Here is a 25,096-nt window from a genome sequence, read left to right on the forward strand (position 1 = left end):
ATAATCTTTCTATTTTTTAGAACTTAAAAATTCTTTTGTTCTCTTGTGAATTACATCAAAGACATCTTCAAATTGTTTTGATTTATTAATTTTAAACTGTGCAACAGCAGATTCAATAATATTTACTAAACTTCTACCTGCACTAACTGGAATTTGAATATGTTCTATTTCAACATTAAGAATTTTAGTTTTTCCTCAATCATTTCCTAATCGATCACTATTATCTACATTTTGTTCTTTATATTCAACTAATTCAATTACTAATTCAACTGGACTTTCATTCATAATTGCTTGATATCCATTTGACTTAACAATATCAAAAATCCCAATTCCTCTAATTTCAATAAGGTTTTTTAAGATTGGATGCACTCTTCCAATAATCTTATTTGATTTGTTAGTTAAAATAATTCGATCATCACCAACAAATAAGTGGTTATGCTTAATTAATTCTAAACATAACTCTGATTTTCCAATTCCAGATTTACCTTTAATTAAAACTCCAGTTCCAAAAATATTCATCAAAGCAGCATGAACTTCAGTAGATGGTGAAAAATAGATATCATAAATATCTTGAATTTTTTGAACTAATTGCACTGTAATTGGTTCATCGCTTCTTAATAATGGAAAATCTAATTTTTTTGCAACATCAATTAAAGTTTTATCTTTAAATTTGTTTGTAATTATTAAAACTGGAATACCACATGTCATTAATTGTGTGTATTTTCTAATTTTAGTTTTTTCATCAAATTGTAACATGTACCCATTTTCTTTAGTAGACATTAAAGTAGCACGTCATTCACTTTGGTCTTTAAATGGTTTTAAATAATCAGCTAATTCTAATCCAGCTCTATTTACACCATAACTTTTAATCTCTGTATCTAATTTATCTTCACCTGAAATAATTTCAAATTTTAAATTATCAGTTAAGTCTTTTATGGTAAATTTTTCCATATTAACTCCTTTTAAACGTTACTATAATTTTACTATATTAATGTTTAAACATAAAAAAAGTGCTTAGTAAGCACTTTTATAAATTAGAATAAAACTGTATCATTTCTTAAAATTCATTGTTTGTTTTTTGAGTTTAAATCTTTTTTAATTAGTATATAAATTACTCTTATAGAAGTATAAGTTAACAAAGGATATAGAACTAATTCAACTGGATAAACTATAAATTTAGTTACACTATAAGCAACAGCTAAACTAGGTCCTCCAACTGTTGCAAAACTAATTGGATGGATTATAAAAATCACTATGAATAAACCTATTGCATAAGCTCAAATCATTAATCAAACTCAGTGTTTATTGTTTTTAAAAATAAATACTAATGATCCTAAAAATCCTAATAAGCATTTTGCAAAAACAAATCCAATATGTCATCCACCAGCCCCAACTATCATTGTTCCAATTAAATCAGTTGCAATTCCTGCTAGTATTCCTGCAAGTGGACCAAAAATCATTCCTATTAAAAAGTTAACAAAATAACCTAAAGTAATTCTTGATCCTAAAATTTGTAAAAAGTTTCTATTTACAACATAAGATAAAATTACACTTAATGCTACTAAAGTACCAATTATTGTAATGTTTTTAATAGTAAATGTTTTTAACTTAAAACCTTCCATTCATAAACCTAAAATTCATAAACCAATTAATAAAACACCAAAAACAACAGTTGTTATTAAATATACAGAAAGACTGTTCATTTCCATTTCAGCACCTTCTTTTTAATTATCGTTGTTATTTAAAAAATTATATACAAGAGGTATAAAGTATAAACTTCCACATATAATTATATTTTTTGTATTGTTATTTAAGAATCTTTTTCAATCTTTTATTTTATTTTTATGATCAATATCTTTTATAGATCATGATTTTATAAAATTAAATTCACATATATATACCTCTTTAAAGTTTTGATCCAGTAATTCTAATGATTTTAAATATTCTTTTGTATTAATACTTGCATATAATACAATAAACTCTTTATTTAATGCTTTAACTGATTGAATTAATTTTTTAATTCCATCAACATTATGAGCTCCATCAATAATAATATGATTTGGATAAGTTCTAAGTGTTGTAAATCTACCTAAGGGTGGTTCTAATTTAAAAATATCAGTATCAAAAATATTTAGATATTCTAAAACTTTTTTAACTAAACCTTTATTTGCTTTTTGATAAATAATTTGATCATCATATAAATCTGTATAAATTAATTCAACATTTTTATTAATTAATTGCTCATTAATTTTATCTTTATATTTTAAATTATCATAACTTATAAAAAGTTTAGTATTTGGTTTTGCTATATTAATTTTATTATAAATTATTTCATCAATACTATTACCTAAAAGATCCATATGATCAAAAGAAATTGAAGTACATAAACTAAATAATTGGTTAGTTAAAAAACTAGTTGTATCTTTAACTCCACCAATTCCAGCTTCACAAACTACAATATCTACATTTTGATCTTTAAAATATAAAATCATAATTAAAGTTCAAATCTCAAAAAAATGTAGTTGATATTTTTTAATTAGATAATCAATTTTATTTAAATAATTAATTAGATCATTATCACTAATTGGTTGGTTGTTAATTTGAATTCTTTCGTTTTGATATAAAAAAGCAGGAGAAATGAATAAACCGACTTTTTTATATTTTTTTAATAAACCTTTTGATAAATAAAATGAAATAGAACCTTTACCATTTGTACCAACTACATTAATTACTTTTAAACTTTTTTCAGGATGATTTAGTTCAGTTAAAACTTTATCAAAAACAACTTCTCTATTAGGTCTTTGATTAATTGGAAATAATTCTTGATCAACACTAATCATTAATTATATAGTCCTTTAGATATTTTGCTGTATAAGAAGTTGGATGATTAATTACTTGTTCTGGAGTTCCTGTAACTACAACATTTCCTCCATACTCTCCACCATCAGGTCCTAAATCAATAACATAATCTGAAACTTTAATAAAGTCTAAATTATGTTCAATACATAAAACTGTATTTCCTAAATCAACTAATTTATTTAAAACACCAATCAATCTTTTAACATCATCAACATGTAATCCTGTTGTTGGTTCATCTAATAAAAACATAGTATTTCCGGTTTGTTTTTTTAATAAATAAGTTGAAAGTTTAATTCTTTGAGATTCACCACCAGAAAGTGTTGTTGCATTTTGTCCTAATTTAATATAACCTAATCCAACTTCTAAAATTGTTTCTAGTTTTTGTTTAATTTGTGGAATATTTTCAAAAAACACATAAGCTTCATTAATACTCATATTTAAAACATCAGCAATTGATTTATTTTTATATTTAACTGTTAATGTTTCATCATTATATCTTTTACCTTCACAAATTTCACAAACTACTTCAACACTTGGCATAAATTGCATTGAAATTGTTATAACTCCATCACCTTGGCAATGTTCACATCTACCACCTGGAACATTAAATGAAAATCTACCTTTTTTATATCCTCTAATTTTTGCTTCAGGTAAATTAGTAAATAGATCTCTAATATCATCAAAAACTGAAGTATAAGTTGCTGGATTAGATCTTGGAGTTTTTCCGATTGGTTCTTGAGAAATATAAATAGCTTTATTAATGTTTTCAACACCTTTAATTTCTTTAACTTTTCCCATTGGTAAATATTCTTTTGATAAATTATTATGAATACCTTTATAAACAATATCTTCTAATAAAGTAGATTTTCCAGAACCACTAACTCCTGTAATAGTTATGAATTTATTTAATGGAATTGTTACATTAATATTTTTTAAATTATTTTCACTAGCACCAATAATTTCAATTTTTTTACCATTACCACCACGTCTAGTTTTAGGAACCATAATAGCTTCTTTTCTAGATAAATATCGCCCTGTTATAGTATCTGATTTTAAAATATCTTGATAAACTCCACTAAAAGTTACTTCTCCACCAAACTCACCTGCTCTAGGACCAATATCTACTATTCAATCACTTGCTTTCATTGTATCTTCATCATGTTCAACAACAATTAAAGTATTTCCTAGATCTCTTAAATGCTTTAAAGTTTTAATTAATTTATCATTATCTTTTTGATGCAATCCAATTGATGGTTCATCTAAAACGTATAAAATTCCAGTTAGTTGTGATCCAATTTGTTTTGCTAGTCTAATTCTTTGAGATTCTCCACCAGAAAGTGTTGTAGCTGTTCTTGATAAGTTTAAATACCCTAATCCTACTTCATTTAAAAAGTTAGTTCTTGAAATAATTTCATCTAAAACTAGTTTTGCAATTGTTGCTTGAGTTTGAGTTAAATTAATATTTAATAAAAAATCTAATTGATCAGAAATACTCATATTAGTGTAGTCAAAAATAGATTTTTCGTTAATTTTTACTGATAATGCAATATCGTTTAATCTGCTTCCTTTACATTGTTTGCATTCTTTTGAAGACATGAATTTTGCATATCATTTTCTTGCTTCTTCAGATTTTGATTCAAAATATCTTCTTTTAATTAAAGCGGCATTTCCTTCAATAAAATCGTATTTTTCATACTTGTTATTATTTTCAGTAACAATCTTAATATCAATTTCTCGGTCACTTCCTCATAAAATAATGTCTCTTTGTTTTTGAGTTAAATTTTTTAAAGGAGTGTTTAAGTCAATATAGTAATAATCACACAAAATTCTAAACTTTTGTCATTCAATATTTTTTGTGTGCATAAAGTTTTTATAATAAACTACACCACCTTGATTAATTGATAAATTAAGATCAGGAAGTATTAAATTAATATCTGGTTCTAAACTAACACCTAACCCATTACATAATTCACAAGCACCTAATGGAGCGTTAAATGAAAATAATCTAGGTTCTAGTTCTGGAACTACAAAATCACAAACTTTACATGAAAAAGAAGTTGAAAATAGTTTTTCAGACTTATTAGAATTAGGATAAACTATTTTAATTAAATTATTTGAATATTTTAACCCCATTTCAACAGCCATAAATATTCTTGAATTAATTTCATCAGTGTTATGATAAATAATTCTATCAACAACAATATCTATATTATGTCTTTGGTTTTTTTCTAAAATAATTTGATCATCTAACATTCTTAATTGATCATCAACAACAACTCTAATAAATCCATCATTTCTTAGCTTTTCTAAAGTATCAATATGAGTTCCTTTTTTATCTCTTATAACTGGAGATAATATATGGATTTGCTCATTATCAGTAGTTGATTGTTTAATGTTTTCAACAATTTCTTTAATACTTACTGCTTTAATTTCTCCATGATTATTAATACAATAGGGTTGACCTATTCTTGCATATAATAAACGTAAATAATCATAAATTTCAGTAACAGTTCCAACAGTTGATCTTGGGTTATGACTTGTAGTTTTTTGATCAATTGAAATAGCAGGAGATAAACCTTCAATAGAATCAACATCAGGTTTTTCATTACCACCTAAAAATTGTCTTGCATACGCTGAAAGTGATTCAATATATCTTCTTCTTCCTTCTTGATAAATTGTTGAAAAAGCTAAAGAAGATTTTCCAGATCCACTTAAACCAGTAAATACAATTAATTTATTTTTAGGTATTTCTAAATCAATATTTTTTAAATTATGTTCTCTAGCACCTTTTATTATTATTTTATCTGTTGACATGTTATCTCCTAATTTGAGTTTTTCTCATTTTCAAGCTCAATAATTGTATCTCTTAAAACAGTGGCTCTTTCAAAGTCAAGATCTTTTGCTGCTTGTAACATTTCTTGACGTAAATTATCAATAGTTTGTTGAATAGTTTGAACTTTTTGTTTTTTATCTTTAATTTTTTTAGCTTTAGCTAATGTTTTTTTAGTTTGTTCACTTAGTATTGATTCAGTAATTGCTTTTGAAATTGTTTTTGGAATAATATTATGTTCTTGATTGTATTTTTGTTGAATCTCACGTCTTCTGTTAGTTTCTTTAATTGCTTCATTCATTGCTTGACTAATAGTATCAGCATACATTATTGCTTTACCATTAACATTTCTAGCAACTCTTCCTATTGTTTGAATTAAAGAACGATAGTTTCTTAAAAATCCTTGTTTATCAGCATCTAAAATACATACTAAACTAACTTCAGGTAAATCTAATCCTTCTCTTAATAAGTTAACTCCAACAACAACATCATAAACTCCTTTTCTTAGATCATTTAAAATCTCACTACGTTCTAGAGTTTTTAATTCTGAGTGTAAATAAGCTACTTTAATATTTTTTTCTTGTAAAAAAGCAGTTAAATCTTCACTCATTCTAATTGTTAAAGTTGTGATAAATACGCGTTCATTTTGTAATTTTCTTAAATGAATTTCATTAATAATATCATCAATTTGATTAGTTGTACTTCTAACTTCAATTTGTGGATCTAATAGTCCAGTTGGACGAATAATTTGTTGAACAACATTATTTTTAACTAATTCTAATTCATAATCTCCAGGTGTTGCTGATGTATAAATTACTTGTTTAATTAAACTATTAAATTCATTAAAATCTAAAGGACGATTATCTAAAGCTGAAGGTAATCTAAAACCATATTCAACTAATGTTTGTTTTCTTGATCTATCGGTGTTATACATTCCTCTAATTTGAGGAAGTGTAATGTGTGATTCATCAATTATAGTTAAAAAATCATCATGAAAATAATCTAATAAACAATATGGTCTTTGACCAGGAGCTCTAAAATCTAAATGAGAAGAATAGTTTTCAATACCACTGCAAAAACCAAATTCTTCAAGTGATTCTAAATCATATTTAGTTCTTTGTTCTAATCTTTGCGCTTCTAAAAGTTTATTTTGTGATTGTAATTCAGCTAGTCTTTGAACTAGTTCATTTCTTATATTATTACAAATTGTTTTTAGTTTATCTTGTGGAGTTATATATGATTGAGCAGGATGAATTGTTACAACTGTAATACTATCTAGTATTGAATTTGTAATTGTATTTAAAGTATGAATACTTTCAATTTCATCATCAAATAATGAAATTCTAAACATAATATTATTTACTCATCCAGGAACAATCTTAATAACATCACCTTTAGCTGAAAAACTTCCTAATTGATTTTCAATATCATTTCTAGTATATCCAGATCTTACTAATCAAGTTAGTAATTCATTTTTTTTGATTTTTTGACCAATTTTTAATTCAATAAATGCTGATGAATATTCTAATGGATTTTGTAAAGCAAATAAAGCTGCAACACTAGCTACAACTATAGTATCATTTCTTGTTAATAAAGCATTTGATGCACTTAAACGCATCATATCTAATTCCATATTTTGTCTAGAATCTTTATCAATATATAAATCTTTTGATGGAATATAAGCTTCTGGTTGGAAAAAATCGAAGTTTGAAACAAAATATTCAACTCTATTTTCTGGAAACATTTCTTTTAACTCATAATAAAGTTGCATTGCTAAAGTTTTATTATGTGCAATTACTAGAGCTTGTTTATTATGTTTTGCTATTATATTTGCTATTGTAAAAGTTTTACCAGTACCAGTTGCTCCTAATAAAACTTGATGTTTTTTATTTTCCAAAATACCTTTATTTAATTGTTCAATTGCTTGAGCTTGATCTCCTGAAGGTTTATATTTGGTTACTAGTTTATATTTATTATTTTGTATAAACATTAGTTCACCTCCATAACAAAAACCCAGAATTTACTTCTGGTTTTTTTGTCTATCTACTTTTTATTGTATCACTATAGTTATACTACTATAGTTATTCATTATTTTTACTATATATTAACGTATTAATGTATTAATAATAAGTTAGATATGATTTTTGTTATTGTGTGAACAACAATTACTACTGCATTTATTTATTTGATAATTTATTTAAAATATTTTTAATAATAAGTTGTTTTAAATTATCATATTGATTTTGTTTAGACTCATCATAAATATCGTCAATTTTTTGAATAACAGTTAAAAAATCAAGCTCATCTATATTTTGAAATTCATTAGTATTTAACCCGACATTTAAAACCTTTTTAAAATTTTCAAAACTATAAGTTTTATTTTCATTATTGAAAATTAGATCATTAATTAGTGTATTAATTTTAGCTAATAAACAAATATATTGAAAATCTTTATCTACATAATGAGTATGGTTTTTAGGATGAGCCATTAAAAAGTGTTGATCTGGAGTTAAGACTATTAAATTTTCTAAATAATTTGCAATTTCTTGAAACTCAGATTCAGAAAAAATATGATGAGCTTGAGTTGCTTTGATATTATTTATAGATGGTTCAATATTATTTATATTAATTTCAGATAGTGAATTATGAAATTTTTCATTATACTCTTTAACTAATCTTTTAGCTTTTTGAATACTATATTTTGTATATGCATTCATTCTTTGTATAAGTTCAACTTCATATTCTTTTCTACTTAAAGATTTAGCTTTTTGAGTTTTTAGATCTCTAAAATTAAAATTGTTATATCTTAGATCAGATAAAGTAATAGCATTATTTGAAAGAAACCCTCGTTTAGTACCTAACTTTTTTAATTTATATGAAATCGGATTTATAACTTTAGTAAATATTCTACTACACTCTCTTTTATTATTAATTGCTGTATTAGTGATTGTAAAATCTATAAATTTTGTTTTTAAATTAATAAAAGAATCTTTATTTTGTAATGTATAAAAATTTTCAAATTCTTTTCATAAATCACTATCTTTTAATACTTTAACAATATAAACATACAAAAACTCAACAGCTTGAGTTTCTCTAAAAGCTATGTTTTTTAGTATTTCTAAATTGTTTATATAATAATAATTTTTATTATTAATTTTTTTAGATCCCAATATTTTAGAATATTCTAATAATTTTATTGGTTGTGAAAAATATTTATCATATTCATTTTTAGATTTAGATTTTGGATCTGGTTTTGAAAATATTTGAATAACATTATTAACGGCATAATCACTATATCAAATATCACGAATAGTAAATTGATTATTATTTTTACAATACTCAACAATGCAATCAGCAACTAAACTTAAAACATCAAAAGTACACTTTTGATCAATTTATCTAGCATTTTTAGTTTTTCTAATATCATAATCATATTGATTAACAAACTCTTGATAAATATTCATTTTAAATTTCCTTATTAATTCCAAATCAAAAAACACTTAGATTATCAATGTTTAATGAACGTGTTTGGTAATTTCTAGCTATTGTATAAAAATCTCTAAACTCTTTACTTGAAATATATTCTAATTGCTTTTGAGTTATTTTATAATCAGATTTATTTTTTAATATAGCAATAGAACCATTAGTAATATAACCTTTTTGTTTTTTTAATAATCTAGGTTTATAAGTCATATTAGGTGTTAAATACACATTATCATTATCTAAATAATCAAATACAGCTAGATTTTTTGCAATGCTTTTATCTATATAACTATCATAATCTTTTAAATTAACAATCTCTGTTCCAGTATCATTTATATTTCTTGATTTTAAGACTCTAATTTTATTTACACCACTAGAGTTTTCTAGATATTTATTAGTAATCTGGCGATCTCTAAAAACACTAAAAACATCAAAAATTAATTTACTAGATACATCATCAAAAAAGTGATTTCTATAAATTACTCAATAAGGTAACTTATCATCAAAAATATAATTTCTATCTTGATATATTTCAATGTTTTTAACTATTGATTTGATAAGTACTTTATTTTGTTTAGTTATACAAGTAGTTAAATTAATTGTTTCAATTAAAATATCTTTAAAGCCCATTTCATTAAAATCTATAATTGAACTAATTAAATCTTTTAATTTCAAGCGTGTTTGACTAAATTCTTTAATACTTAAAAAGTTTTTAGGAACTATAAAAGAAACATTATCAGAATTATTTATTGATTTTTCTAAAAATAAACCAACTACATTTGTTAGTGTTTGGCTATATGAATTATGTTGAGTATATTTTTTTAATTCAGTTGAGCTTAGTTTACCAAAAGGTGGATTACCAATAATTAAATCAAATTTGATATTAAAATCTGTAGTTAAATAATCACTATTAATAAAGTGTATTTCTACATTATTTGGAACATTATCTTTGTTAAATAGTAATTTTAAAATTTCAATATTATTTGAATTAATATCAACAACATAAAGGTTTATTTTTTCAATTTGCTCATATTTTTTAAAGATCAAATTTAAAAAACTACCTGCTCCTGCACTTGGTTCTAAAACATTTATTTCTTTTTTATTAATTTCAGGTAATACTGAATAAATATGATTTAAAAGTATAGCAGGTGTAAAAAAAGCTGCGTGTTGTTCTTTAAATGAATTTGCTGATTCAATAATTCTAACTAAACTAGAAAAACAAATATCTTTTTTATTGTTATTAATAAACTCTATTAAATTATTAAGATTATCTAATTTATTTACTTTAATTAAATGTTCAAGTTCTTTGTTAGTCATTTTCTTTTGAAGCAAATATCTTTTAATATTAAACGCAATTTGTCTAAAAATTTCAGTTGGTACAGCTTCACCAATACTTTGTCTTATATTTAATTCTTCTTTTTTTGAAAGTTTTTGTTTTTGTTCTTGAGTTAATTTATTTAATTCTTCTAAACTAAGATTTAATCACTTAAATTCAAAAGGAATAGTCATTAATTTCATTAATTCACGAATTGAAAAAACTCTATTTTGATTAGGATGAATAGTATTTTGACTTGCTAACTGATCACTTCTTGTATGAATACAAGGCCCAACTTTTTCAAATGATTGTCTTTTGTACTTATCACCATTTTTTGATTTATTAATAACAATTTTTCCATTAATTATTTTATGAGGTTTTTTACTATCTAATAGATTATCAAAAGCAGATTCGTTTTCCTTTAAATCTTTTATTCATTCTTTCATATGAATAGGATAAGTTCTAAAACTGTGATAAAAATCATCTGGATCATATTCAGCTCACTTTAGTTCTTTTAAATCTCCTATTACTTCTTTTAAGGTCTTTTCTTTTTGAAATGATGGAAATAACTCAAAAGTTGAAATGTATGAAGATTCATTTTTATCAACTCCAATTACTAAAGTTCTTGTTCTTGAAGAATTTGAACCATAGTTTTTAAAATTTAAAACTTTATGTTCTATTGCATAGTTATTTGACAGTTGATTTGTAATCATTTCTCCAATACTAATAACCTTGTCATTATAAACACAACCAGTTTTTCAAAAAGCTGAAACATTTTCAAAAATAAAAAATCTAGGTTGAATTTGTTTAATCATTTCAACACTTTGAACAATTAAACTGTTTCTATTAATTTCATCAACTTTTTTCTTATCATTAGCAACACTCATTCCTTAACAAGGTGGAGTAGCAATTATTACGTCAACTTTGTCATTGCCTAATTTTTTTCACAAATTAATTTCGTTATAAATCAAGTCTTTAGTTTCTTTTAGAGTTATATCTCCTTTTATATAACCTGAATTGTATTTACATTTATTATTTAACTTTTGAATATTTAATCTTTTTTCTAATAATTCATTAGTTGCAATACATTCAAAGTCTTCTAGTTTAAAACCATAACATCCAACTCCAGCAGATGAAAATAATGATATATATGTAGGTTTGTTATTAATCATATTTCTTCTCCTAGATTTGTTTTGATGAGTTAATTATAACATTTTGGTATTTATAAATAGTTAGCTTTATGATAGGTTAACCATATTTTTTATATTAAAAAATCCTCTATAAAGAGGATATGTTTTAAGCTTCAACTAATTGTAAATGACCCTTTTTAATATCGTATTTCTTTCAAAATCCTAATATTAAACTCATTACAATAGTTCCTATTAAAATTGCAAGAACAAATAAAGCGATTCCCATACCTTTAGCAACACTAGCTTGGCTAAATAATTCAGAATTTAATAATGGAAAAACAAATATACCACCATGAGGAGCTGGTAAAGTAATTTTAAATGCTCCAACTAACAAACCAGTTACAAAACCACCACTTAAAGCTGAAACTGAAATATGTTTAGGATCAGTTACCATAAATGGTATTGCTCCTTCACTTATGAAAAATGAACCCATTAATCAGTTTGCTTTAGCTGCATCACGTTCTTTTGAAGTTCAAACCTTTTTAAATAAAACTGTACATAAAGCAATTCCTAATGGTGGAATCATTCCTCCAGCCATTGAAGCTGCCATAATGTTTGTAAATATAGGTTCATGTCCAAATGCTCCACTTACTGAAGCTGTTCCTAAAACATAGGCAATCTTGTTAATAGGACCACCCATATCAACACACATCATAAACCCAATAATAGCTCCTAAAATAATTAATAAATTATTTTTAGCCATATAAGTTAGTCCTAATTTAATACCATATAATAAGTATCCTAATGGTATATTTAACACAAACATAGTTATAGCAATTCCTAATAAAGATAAAATTGGAATAAATACTATATCTCTTACACCATGAAATGGCTTTTTAAATTTTTGCATACCTTTTGTTAGACCAAAAACAATAAGAGCTGCCAAATAACCACCAACCATTGCACCAATAAACCCTGAGCTAGTTGGTAAATCTTTAGGTAAAATTTTTGTTCATAACCCACTTCAAGAACCAACTGTTCCATAAGCAAAACTACTAGTGTTATCCGCTAATAAACCAGCAACAACCCCAGGCATTAAACCTTGTGGTCCTACAATTGCATAAGCAATATATCCACCAAGTATTGGAACCATCATCATCATTGCAGTTTTTCCAGCTGCTGCAAATCAACCTGAAACTTGATTAACTGTTCCAAAATCTCCTTTAGCATTTCCATTACCTAAAATAAAGTCTAATAAAAATGCGATCCCTAAAACTATACCACCAGCAACAACAAAAGGTAGCATTCTAGAAACTCCACCTAATAAGTTACCTTTAAAATCTTTAAATTTCTTTAAACTTAATTCTCCAATATTTGAATCATCATTTTTAACATTTTTGATTTCTTTTAGTTTTGGATGATTTTCAAAGTTTGAAATTAATTCTTTTCCATTATAAATAGCATCTTTTGTGCTTGTGTCAATAACTTTACAATTATTAAATCTTGACATTCCTTCAATGGCTTTATCGTGAGCAAGAATAATAACTTTAGCATTTTTAATTTCATCTTCAGTTAAGCGGTTTTCGATTCCTCTTCTTCCTTGAGTTTCGATCTTAACACTTAAATTTAAACTCTTAGCATATTCTACTAACTTATCACTAGTTAAATATGTATGAGCTATTCCTGTAGGACAAGCAGTTATTCCAACTACATCAAAATACTTGTTTTCTTCTTTTTGTTCTTCTTTATTTTCTTTGTTTATTTCTTTTTTCATATCATCATCTGAAAAAAGTTCAATTAATTGATCAAAATTATCTATTTGTTTTAATTGTTCTAATACATTATCATCTAATAGTTTAGAAGAAAGACCAGCAATAGCATCCATATGATCATTAGTATCACTATCATTTGTAGCAATCATAAAAATTAAATCAACTAATTGGTTATCATTAGAATTTCATTTAATCGGAGTTTTTAAACTCATAAAACAAATTGTTGGTTTTAAAACTACTGAGTTTAAAGCATGAGGTATAGCTACATTATTACCAATAGCAGTTGATTCTTGATTTTCTCTTGTTTTAATTGCATTTAAAAACACAGTCTTTTTACTAATAATCTTTTCTTCTTTTAATTTAGAAGCTAAAAAATCAATTATTTGTGTTTTAGTTTTAAATTCTTGTTTAAAAAAAGAAGTATTTTGATTAAACAATTCTTTTATTTGCATAACTACCTTTCTATTTTTTAAAGTTTAGTAATTTTAATAGTAAAGTTTAAATAATTGCTTAAATTATTAACTTTCAATTAGTTCTAAGTCTGAAGTTGAAGCAAATTTGTAAAATGATCTAGAATGTTTTTTAGATTTATCAACTAATCCATAAGCTATATTTGAGTTTTTAATTACTTGAATTTTTAATTGAGCATGTTCATCACTAGTTGTATAAATATTATTTTCATCATCAATAGCATTAATTCCTATAAAACTTGCATCAAAAGCATAATTTTTTAAATCATTAATAGCTTGATAACCTAAAATAGAACTAGTAACAGGATCATATTTGCCACCAATTAAATAAATATCTTTATGATCATTTTGAGCTAATTCTTGAACATTTAAAAATGAATTAGTAACAATTTTTAAACGCAGATCTGGATTTAAAATTTTTGCTAAATAATAAGCAGTTGAACCAGAATCTAAAAAAATACAAGTTCTTGGTCTAATTTTTTTTAAAGCTTTTAAAGCGATTAATTGTTTAGCTTGAACATTTATAATAAGCTTGTTATCTAAATAATCTTCAACAATCAAACTAGTTTTATTTGATCTTACTTCACCATGGGTTTTAATAATTTTGTGTCTAAACTCTAGTTCTTTAAGATATCTTCTTAAAGAGGTTAAGGGGATATTCAAACTAGTAGATAATTTATCTACAGAAATTATTTCTTCTTTTTCTATTATTTTTAATATTTCTTTATATCTTTGTTCTCTTATCATAAAATCCCTCGCTTTTATTATAACTATGAATTGTTAAAATAAACCAGAAAACTCCACATACAACCAATATGAACCAATATTAGTTTATTTGTTTAATTTTTAATATTTACTTATTTTTTGTTAAATTTATTATGAGAAAGAAATTATTATGTTTTATTATTCAACACACTCTGTTTTAATTCAAATTAATAAAGAAAATGATTACTATTTGATTGGTGATCAAAAGTATTTACAAGTTCCAAGTTATGTTTTAAATAGTTTATATACTTCAGCTAATTGAAATAGAGCTTTAAAGTATTATTGTTTAAAAGGTGATTTAATTGGTTATTATATGTTAAAGGTTGATATTTATTTAGACTTTAAAACTAATTCATTAAACCTTTTAACTAAAAATAGTTTTTTTAATCAAATAATTAATCAAACAAGATTTCAAACTGAATTTATTCAAAAAGTTTTAGATCATAAACACAGACATCGATTAGTTTTAAACGATAACATAAACATAGATGAACAATTTATTGATGATCATAATCCTATAATTTTTCAAGATATTTTAAGAATGCAATCTATAGATCGATTTTTAATAACTGATCAAATTGATTTAGATAAATATAAATTCAAAGATCTTTTTGTATTATCAGATAAATTTGAATTTGTTATTACTAATAAAAACCAAAGAATTTATAAAATACCAAGAACTTTACTAAACATTGATACTAAACCTATTTTTATTGATCTAACTAACTATAAAGCTTATTTAAACACTACTTTAAATTGGTCACATCAAATTGTTTTAGAAATAGAATATGAAGATTTTATTAACATTAATAATCTAAAAAATCAGTTAATAGAACTTTTTAAAACTAACTTTAAAACTAATTCAAATTGACATTTATATAACTTAACTTTAGATCAAATCTATCTAGTTCTTGCTATTAAAGAGGTTTTTGAAAATAACTCTTTTGTAGTTTCTATAAAACTATTAGAAGATACTTTTAAAAAATTACTTATAAACTACTTTTTTATTATCTTTAGATCAAAAGAACTAATTAGTCTTTTAAAAACTTATATTAAAACTGATGAAGATAATTTAATTTTTAATAACTTAATAAATAGGTATAATAAATAACTCTCATAATAAAATAAGAATTTAATAATAATTTGATATAAAACTTATTAACTCATACTTACCATTTTTCCTTTCATAATAGTATTAGAAATAAATTTTAAAAAGTGACCAAAAATTTTAAAATTTTTTTTAATTTATAGAATTGATGCCTATTTTACACATTAAATTATTTTATTAGATCTCAAATGATTCAATTTATAGAACTACTTTTAGTAGTTCTTTTTAATATAAAAAAGATATTTATTTTGATTACTTTCTGATAAACTTTTTAAAATTAATCACAATATTTTCTTTTTATTAAAAAGTTATTTAAATTATTTATTAATAATAATTCTAGTTTTTTATTAAAGTATGAAAATATAGATTCAAATAAGTACAATAATATAAGTATTAATACTTGTTTTTTATATTGATGATGGAGTTGTTATGAGTTATTATTATAGACACAATTTTAGTTTTAGTTATCATGGTCTGCAAAGAGCTAAAGAAAGACTTAAACTAAAAGATAAAAAAGATTATGAAGTAAAAGAAATCTGTTTAGAACATATTAGAAATTCAACTAAAAGTTTTATGTCTGGTAATGAAATCTATATTTCAGCTTCTAATACTAATATCTTTTTTGTTGTTAATAAAACAAATAACTTAATAATAACAGTTACTGAAATTTCAGCTGAAAAACAACTTAGAATGCATGGTATATAAAATGATAATTGGTATTTATGGAAAAATTGGATCAGGAAAAACTTATATTTCAAATAAGTTTGTAGAATTTCATCCTGAATTTAAAATAATTGATGCTGATGTTGTTAGTAAAAAACTTTTATTAGATGAAAATATTAAATCTAAATTATTTGAAATTGATAATAACATCATAAAAGAAAACAAAGTTGATAAAAAGTATTTAAGAAAAAAACTCTTTACTAATAAAAAATTAAAAAAGCAAATAGATAATTTGTTATGACCACTAATTAGTGAACAAATACAACTTGAAATTTCAAACAACCCAAATACTAGCTTTATAATTGAAGCTGCTTTATTATTTGAATTAAATTTAACTAATTTAGATTTAATAGTTAAAGTTAAATCTAGTTTTTTAAAATCTTTAATTAGAGTTTTAAAAAGAGATAAAACTAGCATTAGAGATATTTTAAGAATTAGAAGAAGTCAAAATAAATCAATTAAAAGAAAAAAACCTGATCTAGTTATTAGCAAGTTTTACCAATTAGAATTATACATACAAAAAAATAGGTTACTTTCATAGAAAATAACCTATTTTTTTAATTCTTTTCAAGCTATATTTACTAGTTTATCAATTTGATCTTCATTTCAAATTTTATAATTGTTTTCTTTTTTAATAATATATGCTAAATATTCAATATTTTGTTTTTTGTTTCCTAGAATTGGAGAATAATCTAAGTTAATAACATCAAAATTATTGCTATTAGCATAACTAATTACTTTTAAAATAGCTTGTTTATGATCTAGTTTAGAATTAATTCTACCGTTTTTAATTTGATTTGGTTGTGATTCAAATTGAGGTTTTATTAAAAACACACCAGTTGTATTTAATTCAACTATATCTTTTAAAGGTATTAGAATTTTTTCAACTGATATAAAACTAACATCACAACACACAAAATCAATATTTTCTAAAAAGTCTTGTTTTTGAGCATTTCTAAAATTATATTGACTCATATTAATTACTTTTAAATTATTTAAAAGTAATGAGTGTAATTGGTTAGTTCCAACATCAACTGCATAAACTAATCTAGCGTTATTTTCTAAACAACATTGAGTAAAACCACCAGTTGAAGCACCAATATCTAAACAAACTTTATTAGTTAAATCGATTTTTCATTTATTTATAGCTTTTTCTAGTTTTTCATAAGCTCTTGAAACATGTTCTAATTTTGTTGATCTAATCTCAACAACATCACTAATATCTACTAAAAAACTAGGTTTAGTTATGTTTATATTATTTACATAAACATCTTTTTTATTAACTATATGTTCTTTTGCTTTGCTTCTAGATTCAGTTAAATTGTTTTTATAGATATATTCATCTAATCTTTGTTTCATTTTAATCTTTAAATTCTTCTAACTCATCATCTTCTATTACTTTATTAACTTGACCTTTATATTGAGTTAGTAGTTCTTTAGCTAGTTTAATTTTTTTAATGTTTTGTTCAAAAATTTGCATAGCATCTTCAATTGAAATATCATTACTTGATAATTTTTTAGTATCTTCTTTAATTTCAGATATTAATTGATCATAGTTTTTATTTTGATTGCTCATTAGCTTTTACCTCTTTTATAGTTACTAATAGTTTACTATCAGATAGAAAAACTTTTAGATCTTCATTTATTTTTACTTGTTTATATGATGTTATTTTTTGATCATTTAAATTAGTAATTATACTAAACCCATTTTCTAAAGGTTTTAAAGGATTTAATAGTTCAACTTTATTTTCAAGTGATTTAAAATCAGATTCTTCTAATCTTATTATGCTATTAATTAAGCCTTTAAAAGTAGAAACCATAAAGTTAAAATCAGTTATTTGTTCTTTTAAATAATCAGATATTTTTTGTCTATTAGTATTTAAATAGCTATTTATTGATTTATCATTTATATCAATAATTTTTTTAATTGATTGAAAAACAAAGTGCTTTTTATCATCTAAATTATCAATTAATCCATTAATTTTAGTTTGAATTAAATTTGGATTATGACTACTTAATTGATTAAGCTGTAAATATTGATTATTTAAATGACTGTTTATAATTTTATTTTGTTCACTTTTAACACTAGTTAATTTGTCTTTTAGTTTTTCTAATCTATTTAGTATTAATAAATTAGAAGTTTTATAATAGTTCTTTAATTGATTTTTAATTTCATCAATGTTTTTACTTACAAGTTCTGCTGCAGCAGTTGGAGTTGCTGCTCTAATATCAGCAACATAATCTGATAATGTAACATCAGGTTCATGACCAACAGCACTAATTATAGGAATTTTACTATCTTTAATTGCTTGTAATAAATCTAGTTCATTAAAAGCTCAAAGATCTTCATAACTTCCTCCACCTCTTCCAACAATTAAAGCATCTAATTTAATTTTAAAATTATTAGCCTGTTTAATTTTATTTGCAATATCACTTGAGGCTTGATTACCTTGAACTTGAGCAGCAAATAAATAAATATTAATTAAAGGTAATCTTCTTTTAATTGTTGTAATTATATCTTTAATTGCAGCTCCACTATCAGCTGTAATAATTCCAACGTTTTTTATAAATTCAGGAAGTGGTTTTTTTAAACTAGGATCAAATCAACCAGCTTGTTCTAATTGTTTATATCTTTGTTCATAAAGTTTTTGTAAATCACCAATACCATCAATTTTAATATCACTTACTTCAAAACTAACTCTTCCAGTTGGTATATAATATGTTATTCTTCCATAACAAATAATTTGTACACCATCTTTAAGATTTAATGATTCTATTTTTGAAGTATTTCATTTTCACATCATGCAATTAATAGCAGCATTTTGATCTTTTATTGAAAAATAAATATGACCTGATTTATTAAATGTTAAGTTAGATAACTCACCTTTTACATAAATATATTTGAAGTTATCTTGACTTTCGATTAAAGATTTTAAATTTTCATTTAGTTGTTGAACTGTTAAAATTGCTTCCATTATTTATTAAATTTATCTAATACTGCATTAACAAATTTATAGTCAAAATCAGGTTCAACATCTTTTATATAATTAACCATTTCATTAATAGTTACTGGTTTTGGAGTATCAGTATATAAAATCTCATAAACTCCAACTATTAAAATAGCTCTAATTAGTGCAGGAATTCTATCTCATTTTCAATTTGAAGAAATATTTAATTTAATTTGTTTTATAAGTTCAATTTGTTTATCAGCAATTTGATTAGTTAGTAATGATAATTGTTCATTATTAAACTCTTGAACATCATCTAAAATATCTTGATGAATATAATCTATACTAGCATTTATTAATTGATATTTATAAAAGGCTTGGATCAGTAGTTTTCTTTTTTTAGAAAGACTTATTTGAGTTTCCATAATAGCTCCTTTTATCTAGTGGTTGCAGGTGCAGGTGCGGGTGCAGGCGCAGCTGGGGTAGGTGTTGCAGCTGGTGTAGTTGTAGAACTAGAAGAATTATTAGTTGAAGTTTTTATTATCTTTGTAATTATTTTTTTATCAGTTTTATTAGGTTCGTTAGCATCAAATTCAAAATTATTAAATACATCTAAGAAATTGATTTTAGTAAATTCTGTTTTAAATACTTTTTCTAATCTCTTGTACAATTCATCTTTTTGATTCTTAGTTATATAGTCATAAATATGTTTACTTCTAGTAGTGTATGAAAAACTAGGTTGAGTTGTAACTATTCCTGATTCAGAATTAAAGTATTTAACAGCATTTGCTAAATAAAGTGATAATTCTTTTATTACATTATTAAAGAATTCAGTTTCCTTAAGGTTTTCTTTATTACTATTTGGTCGATTATTAGTTCTATCGTTTAGAAGTGTAGAAATTTCTGATAATGGTTTTCTTAAAACTTCAACAATACTTTTTTGATTAGCTAATTTTAGATTTTCAGGCTTTTCAAAAAGATCTAAATGTAGATTTTCATCTTTTATAACTTCATTACCTGAACTGATTTCAGGTAATAATTCAACTTCTAATTTTTCACTTTCCCTAGTATCATTATTATATTTAAATACTAAAAATACAGTTTTTAATCCTTTATCTAGCTTATCAACATTTTCTTTATTTATTTCTTCATACCCTAAAACATTAACAGCACTTGGTTCTACTTTTTTATAAAAAATCATTGAAGAGTACTCTAGCTGAGTTCAAGCTTTTTGTTGATTTTTAGTAAAGTTATTAACAGCTAATGCTTTTAATCTTTCTATAGCGTACTTACCATTAGTATTGTTTTGTGTAGTTGTTCCGTTTCCTGATGCTCCACTATTTGTTGCTGCTGTTGAATTATTTATTACTCTACCACTTGCTAATCCACTATCTAATATTTCTTTTAATTCAGTTCTACTAATAAATGCTTGATTATTTTTAAATACACCAACATTTTTAATTGATGTTATATCATCAAAGTTTTTTTCAACTTGAACTTTTGGAGTACAACTTATTGCAAATAAACTAGGTGTAACAATAAATGAAAAACCTGTTATTATTGATAATAATTTCTTCATATAATTCCTTTCTAGAACTATAACCTATTTGTAAAAGTCTTATTTAATAAATCTTCTATTTCTATTTTATAAGGAGCGTTTTTATCTATAAAAGGAGTTTCTAAAATTTTTGAAATATTAGAAAAATCTTTATCAAACACTACATTAACTAAATTATCAAAACCAATATATCCATAACCAATATTTGCATGACGATCTTTATGAGAACTTATCATATTTTTTGAATCATTTAAATGAATACATAAAACTTTATCTAAACTAAAATTGTTTTTTATTTGATTTTTAAAATCTTCTCATTTACTTAAATCATAACCAGCATCATGTAAATGACAAGTATCTAAACAAACTCCAATTTTATCTTTATTTTTAACATTATCTAAAATGTATTTAAAATCTTCTAATTTAGAACAAACTTCAGTACCTTTACCACTCATAGTTTCTAATGCAATTTTTACATTAGTTTGATGATAACTTACTATATCTAAAGCTTTAATAACTTGATTTAAAGAATCTTTATAATTACCAGTTGTATAAGATCCAGGATGTAAAACTAAAGTTGGTATTTTAATTTCTTCACATCTTTTAACTTCTTGAATTAAAAAATCTACACTAAATTTTCATTTGTTTTCATCAACACTATTTGCAATATTAATAATGTATGGAGCGTGTACTATTAAATCTTTTGCATTAATTTTATAACTATTCATTAATTCATGCATTTGATCTATATATAAGTGTTTAGTTGAAGTTCTTAATGTACTTTGTGGTGGTCCTGTAAAGATCATAAAAGTATTTGCTTTATAACTTATAGCTTCATTAACACTTCCAACTAAATAGTTATTTTGTCTATTCATACTTACATGACAACCTAGTAATACTTTATCCATTATATTTCTCCAATCTTTTTAAACATTCGTTTTTATCATTATTTAATAATGCTTTTAGTTGATCTAAACTTTCTATTTTTTGATTATCTCTAATATAATCTAGTAGTTCAAAAGTAATTTTACTATTGTAAATATCACTACTAAAATTAAAGATATAAGTTTCAAAAACTTTTAAATTATTTCTATTGATTCAATGATCTCCCATACCATATTTAATAATTTGATCATCTATAGTTACTTTTACTAAATAAACACCATTTTTAATTACTAAACTAGTATTAGTTAAAATATTTGCTGTTGGAAAACCAATAGTTCTTCCTAAATGATTACAATGAGTTACAATTCCAGAAAATGTGTAATTAAATCCAGCTATTTTATTAAACTTTTTTACATCAGCATTAATTAAAGCTTGTTTAGCTTGATTAATATCTAATAAATCATCTTCTATAATAGTATTAGAAAAAAAATTTAAAAGATGATCTATTTTTGTAAAACTTTTTGTAATATGTACTTTAGAAAATTGATATTTATTAACTAATTGATCAATATTTATGTTTTTTAGATCTATAAACTTATAATTTTGAGATTTAAAGATTTCTAATTGGTCTTTTGAACAAATATAATCAAAATCATTTTCATCTAAACTATATCCAAAAATAATTAATTGATCTTTATTAAATTTATTTAAAAGTTTAGTTGTTATATACTTAAAATCACAAAATAAAGCAATAATTTGATTATTCATTTTTAAGCTCCTATTTATAATTTTAAAGCATAAAATAAAAAAGACTTAAAAGTCTTTTTTGTGTTTTTCAAAAATGGTGCCTGATGTGGGAATCGAACCCACAACCCACTGATTAAGAGTCAGTTGCTCTGCCAGTTGCGCTAATCAGACATATAATTAAATTATATACATTTTAAATATAATTTAATTAAAATATTGTTTATAACTATTTATTTAGCTTATTAGTTTTTAATTTTCTTATTATTATAAAGTTAATTAATCCTAATATAACAGTAATACTTATAATTACTAAAACAATTCATATTGTGTTTTTAGAGTTCTTAGTTTCTAATAAAAAATGAACTATAATTTTTTGATCTGAATTTTTTAATGATATTTCAGCTGAATTATTTGTGATTTTATCAACAACTAGATCATCTCAATTAATTTGAATATCAGGATTTTTGTTTTTTAAAGCAGTTAGAATTTGATCTTTATCATTTTTATTTAATTTATCTAAATTTAAGTTTTTAACATCACTTAAATTAGTAGTAGTTTTTTCTAATAAATTAATTTCAAAGTCATTTTTATCTGGTTCAATTAAACTTAACATATTAATTTTATTAGCAGGTTGAATCACAGTTAAAGGTCTAGTTATACTAGATTTTTTATTTATTGTATTAAGATCAATTAGATAATGAGTGATTTTGTTTGGTTTAGTAGAATTAGTTGAAGGTTTTAAAGTGCTACTAGTTTTTTTAACTAGTTCAGGTTGTTTTTCAACTTCATTAGCTTTTTTAATTAAATTTAAAAGAGTTTTGGGTTGATAAATAACTTCAGAGTTTTTATAAACATCAGCATCTAGTTGTACATCTGGAGTAACTCCAAATTCAAGTGATTCAAAATTATCATTAGTAAATACATTATTACTACTTAATTGAATAATATCTCCAGTTGGTAAAACATAATAATTAATTGAACTAGCTCCACCAAAAGTCTTATAACCAATTATTTTAGCTAATTTATTATCTTTTATAATTTGAGGAAAAATATTACCTGCTGAAAAAGAATAAGGTGAAGTTAAAATATAGTAATTAAAATCATATTTATTATATTTTGATTTAATAGTTTCAACCTTTTTTTCTTTTGTTAAAGGATTATAAGAATAGACATTAAAAGGTTGATCAGTTAAAAAACCTAAAATTTCAAAAGCACTTCCAATGTATCCTCCACCGTTTTGAGTTAAGTTGAAAACAATGTTTTTTACATTTTTACTTTTTGCTTGATCTAAACTTTTTTTGATCATTTCAGCACTGTTTTCTTCAAACTTTTTAAACGAAATTACTGAAGTATCATCACTAATTAATTCATTTTGATAATCAATTTTATTAGGATCATTTTTAGCTAATAAATTTAAAATTTCAACTCTGTTTTTAATTCTTTTTTGATCACTAAACATTATTTTATGAAAATCTCTATTCTTATCATAATATCCATCTAAAACATAAGCTGAATGTGGATCATCTAATTCATTAATTATTTGTTTTGTTGCTAAATAATGTTCATGACTAGATTCTGATAAAATTTGTTTTTCATACTTTTTAAAATAGTCTTTATAAGACTTATTATTTTCTAACTTAATACCATAATAATTATCAAATAAAAATGCTAAATATTCATATTGAAATTTTTTTAAACCTATAGGAATATTTGTTTGATTATTTTTATCAGATTGTTTTAAATAAAAAGTTCCAGGAAAACTTAGTGCTTCATAAAACTTAAAAATTTTAAAGTCTTGGCCATTAAAATAAGTTTGAATATTTGATTCACTTAAAAACACTTGGTTAAGTAAAATTGCTGGTAGATATAAATCATTTTGATCTTTTAAAATATCAATATTATATTTAGATAAATCAATTTCAAATTGAGTAGTATTATTTTTGTTTTGTTCTTTTTCAAATGTAATTTTTAAATCTTCTTCTGCTCTTTTATTATTTTTTAAAATTTTATTAAATATCTTGTTATTTGAAATAGTAATCTTTTTTGTTAAATAATTAAATTCAATAAAAAAGTTATTATCATCTTTTAATTTAATAGTTGTTTTATTATCTTTAAAACTATGTTCTAGATTTGAATAATTAATAATTGAATCTATACTTTTTAAAAACTGATTAATTGAAGTATAAAAAACATCGTTATGTAAAAAAGCTTGGATCTTTTTATTAGAACTAGTTTTAATAGTTAAATCATCTAAATTAAATTCTTGAGTTTTTATTTGAGTATTAGTAGAATTATTAACTAAAATAGGTGAGGTATTTAAAAGAGTTGGAGATAGAAATAAACTTGATAATATAGCTGTAATTTTCATAATGTTTAAACCAGTTTTATTATATTAAAACTACAGTTTGATTTTTAAAATTCTTCTAATAATTTGTATATATAACTTTATTAGTTTAAAATGATATAGCTTAATAAATAATAGAGTTTATTAATAAAAATAATG

Annotated in this window: 20 protein-coding genes, 1 tRNA gene and 1 pseudogene; 3 read left to right on the forward strand and 19 right to left on the reverse strand. The window is 23.3% G+C overall.

The window, feature by feature from the left end; genetic code table 4:
- Positions 1-9: 9 nt before the first annotated feature.
- The 10 genes and pseudogenes from hprK to D500_RS00455 form a co-directional block, all read right to left on the reverse strand.
- The gene (gene hprK / locus D500_RS00410; RefSeq protein WP_008362915.1) at positions 10-951 is read right to left on the reverse strand and encodes an HPr(Ser) kinase/phosphatase; all 942 of its coding nucleotides are present in this window, start codon (positions 949-951) and stop codon (positions 10-12) included.
- An 83-nt stretch (positions 952-1,034) separates the two neighbouring features.
- Positions 1,035-1,709: a folate family ECF transporter S component gene (locus tag D500_RS00415; RefSeq protein ID WP_008362916.1), complete on the reverse strand. Its 675-nt coding sequence runs from the start codon at positions 1,707-1,709 to the stop codon at positions 1,035-1,037.
- A gap of 15 nt (positions 1,710-1,724) precedes the next feature.
- Complete coding sequence (locus tag D500_RS00420) at positions 1,725-2,840, reverse strand: Mur ligase family protein (protein WP_008362917.1); 1,116 nt, start codon at positions 2,838-2,840, stop codon at positions 1,725-1,727.
- Positions 2,833-5,673 carry an excinuclease ABC subunit UvrA gene (uvrA, locus tag D500_RS00425; protein WP_008362918.1) on the reverse strand — a complete coding sequence of 947 codons (2,841 nt, stop codon included), beginning with the start codon at positions 5,671-5,673 and terminating at the stop codon, positions 2,833-2,835. The genes D500_RS00420 and uvrA overlap by 8 nt, the downstream gene beginning before the upstream one ends.
- A gap of 8 nt (positions 5,674-5,681) precedes the next feature.
- Complete coding sequence (gene uvrB / locus D500_RS00430; RefSeq protein ID WP_008362919.1) at positions 5,682-7,679, reverse strand: excinuclease ABC subunit UvrB; 1,998 nt, start codon at positions 7,677-7,679, stop codon at positions 5,682-5,684.
- Between the two features lie 187 nt (positions 7,680-7,866).
- On the reverse strand, positions 7,867-8,859 hold the full coding sequence (locus D500_RS00435) for a hypothetical protein (RefSeq protein WP_008362920.1): 993 nt from the start codon (positions 8,857-8,859) through the stop codon (positions 7,867-7,869).
- 295 nt (positions 8,860-9,154) lie between these two features.
- Positions 9,155-10,489 carry an Eco57I restriction-modification methylase domain-containing protein gene (locus D500_RS00440; protein WP_230197100.1) on the reverse strand — a complete coding sequence of 445 codons (1,335 nt, stop codon included), beginning with the start codon at positions 10,487-10,489 and terminating at the stop codon, positions 9,155-9,157.
- 81 nt (positions 10,490-10,570) lie between these two features.
- Positions 10,571-11,659: pseudogene (locus D500_RS00445) on the reverse strand (DNA cytosine methyltransferase); the annotation flags it as partial.
- A gap of 124 nt (positions 11,660-11,783) precedes the next feature.
- Positions 11,784-13,841, reverse strand: coding sequence for a PTS fructose transporter subunit IIABC (locus tag D500_RS00450; protein WP_008362923.1), 2,058 nt, complete (start codon positions 13,839-13,841; stop codon positions 11,784-11,786).
- A 66-nt stretch (positions 13,842-13,907) separates the two neighbouring features.
- Positions 13,908-14,606 (reverse strand): DeoR/GlpR family DNA-binding transcription regulator, encoded by a 699-nt coding sequence (locus D500_RS00455; RefSeq protein WP_008362924.1) that lies wholly within the window; start codon positions 14,604-14,606, stop codon positions 13,908-13,910.
- Between the two features lie 148 nt (positions 14,607-14,754).
- Here D500_RS00455 and D500_RS00460 point away from each other — a divergent pair, with 148 nt between their 5' ends.
- The 3 genes from D500_RS00460 to coaE all read left to right on the forward strand — a co-directional run bounded on the left by D500_RS00460 (position 14,755) and on the right by coaE (position 16,996).
- A complete protein-coding gene (locus D500_RS00460; RefSeq protein WP_008362925.1) occupies positions 14,755-15,735 on the forward strand; it encodes a hypothetical protein in 981 nt (326 codons plus the stop codon).
- 426 nt (positions 15,736-16,161) lie between these two features.
- The gene (locus tag D500_RS00465) at positions 16,162-16,437 is read left to right on the forward strand and encodes a hypothetical protein (protein ID WP_008362926.1); all 276 of its coding nucleotides are present in this window, start codon (positions 16,162-16,164) and stop codon (positions 16,435-16,437) included.
- Position 16,438: 1 nt separating this feature from the next.
- Positions 16,439-16,996, forward strand: a complete 558-nt coding sequence (gene coaE / locus D500_RS00470; protein ID WP_040538467.1) for a dephospho-CoA kinase — start codon at positions 16,439-16,441, stop codon at positions 16,994-16,996.
- An 8-nt stretch (positions 16,997-17,004) separates the two neighbouring features.
- Here coaE and D500_RS00475 read toward each other — a convergent pair whose 3' ends face one another.
- The 9 genes from D500_RS00475 to D500_RS00515 form a co-directional block, all read right to left on the reverse strand.
- Positions 17,005-17,814: a TlyA family RNA methyltransferase gene (locus tag D500_RS00475; RefSeq protein WP_008362928.1), complete on the reverse strand. Its 810-nt coding sequence runs from the start codon at positions 17,812-17,814 to the stop codon at positions 17,005-17,007.
- A gap of 1 nt (position 17,815) precedes the next feature.
- Entirely contained in the window at positions 17,816-18,031 is a 216-nt protein-coding gene (xseB, locus tag D500_RS00480) for an exodeoxyribonuclease VII small subunit (protein WP_008362929.1), read from the reverse strand.
- Positions 18,015-19,430 carry an exodeoxyribonuclease VII large subunit gene (gene xseA / locus D500_RS00485; RefSeq protein ID WP_008362930.1) on the reverse strand — a complete coding sequence of 472 codons (1,416 nt, stop codon included), beginning with the start codon at positions 19,428-19,430 and terminating at the stop codon, positions 18,015-18,017. The genes xseB and xseA overlap by 17 nt, the downstream gene beginning before the upstream one ends.
- The gene (gene nusB / locus D500_RS00490) at positions 19,430-19,828 is read right to left on the reverse strand and encodes a transcription antitermination factor NusB (protein WP_008362932.1); all 399 of its coding nucleotides are present in this window, start codon (positions 19,826-19,828) and stop codon (positions 19,430-19,432) included. Before nusB ends, xseA begins: the two co-directional genes overlap by 1 nt.
- Before the next feature lie 11 nt (positions 19,829-19,839).
- Complete coding sequence (locus tag D500_RS00495; protein WP_008362935.1) at positions 19,840-20,982, reverse strand: lipoprotein; 1,143 nt, start codon at positions 20,980-20,982, stop codon at positions 19,840-19,842.
- A 17-nt stretch (positions 20,983-20,999) separates the two neighbouring features.
- A complete protein-coding gene (locus D500_RS00500) occupies positions 21,000-21,869 on the reverse strand; it encodes a deoxyribonuclease IV (RefSeq protein ID WP_008362937.1) in 870 nt (289 codons plus the stop codon).
- A complete protein-coding gene (locus tag D500_RS00505) occupies positions 21,862-22,614 on the reverse strand; it encodes a riboflavin kinase (RefSeq protein WP_008362940.1) in 753 nt (250 codons plus the stop codon). Before D500_RS00505 ends, D500_RS00500 begins: the two co-directional genes overlap by 8 nt.
- Positions 22,615-22,688: 74 nt before the next feature.
- Positions 22,689-22,764 (reverse strand) — tRNA-Lys (locus tag D500_RS00510).
- A 55-nt stretch (positions 22,765-22,819) separates the two neighbouring features.
- The gene (locus tag D500_RS00515) at positions 22,820-24,961 is read right to left on the reverse strand and encodes a S41 family peptidase (RefSeq protein ID WP_008362942.1); all 2,142 of its coding nucleotides are present in this window, start codon (positions 24,959-24,961) and stop codon (positions 22,820-22,822) included.
- Between the last annotated feature and the right edge of the window lie 135 nt (positions 24,962-25,096).

Source organism: Mycoplasma feriruminatoris (assembly GCF_000327395.2).
In the GTDB taxonomy this organism is placed as follows: Bacteria; Bacillota_I; Bacilli_A; order Mycoplasmatales; family Mycoplasmataceae; genus Mycoplasma; species Mycoplasma feriruminatoris.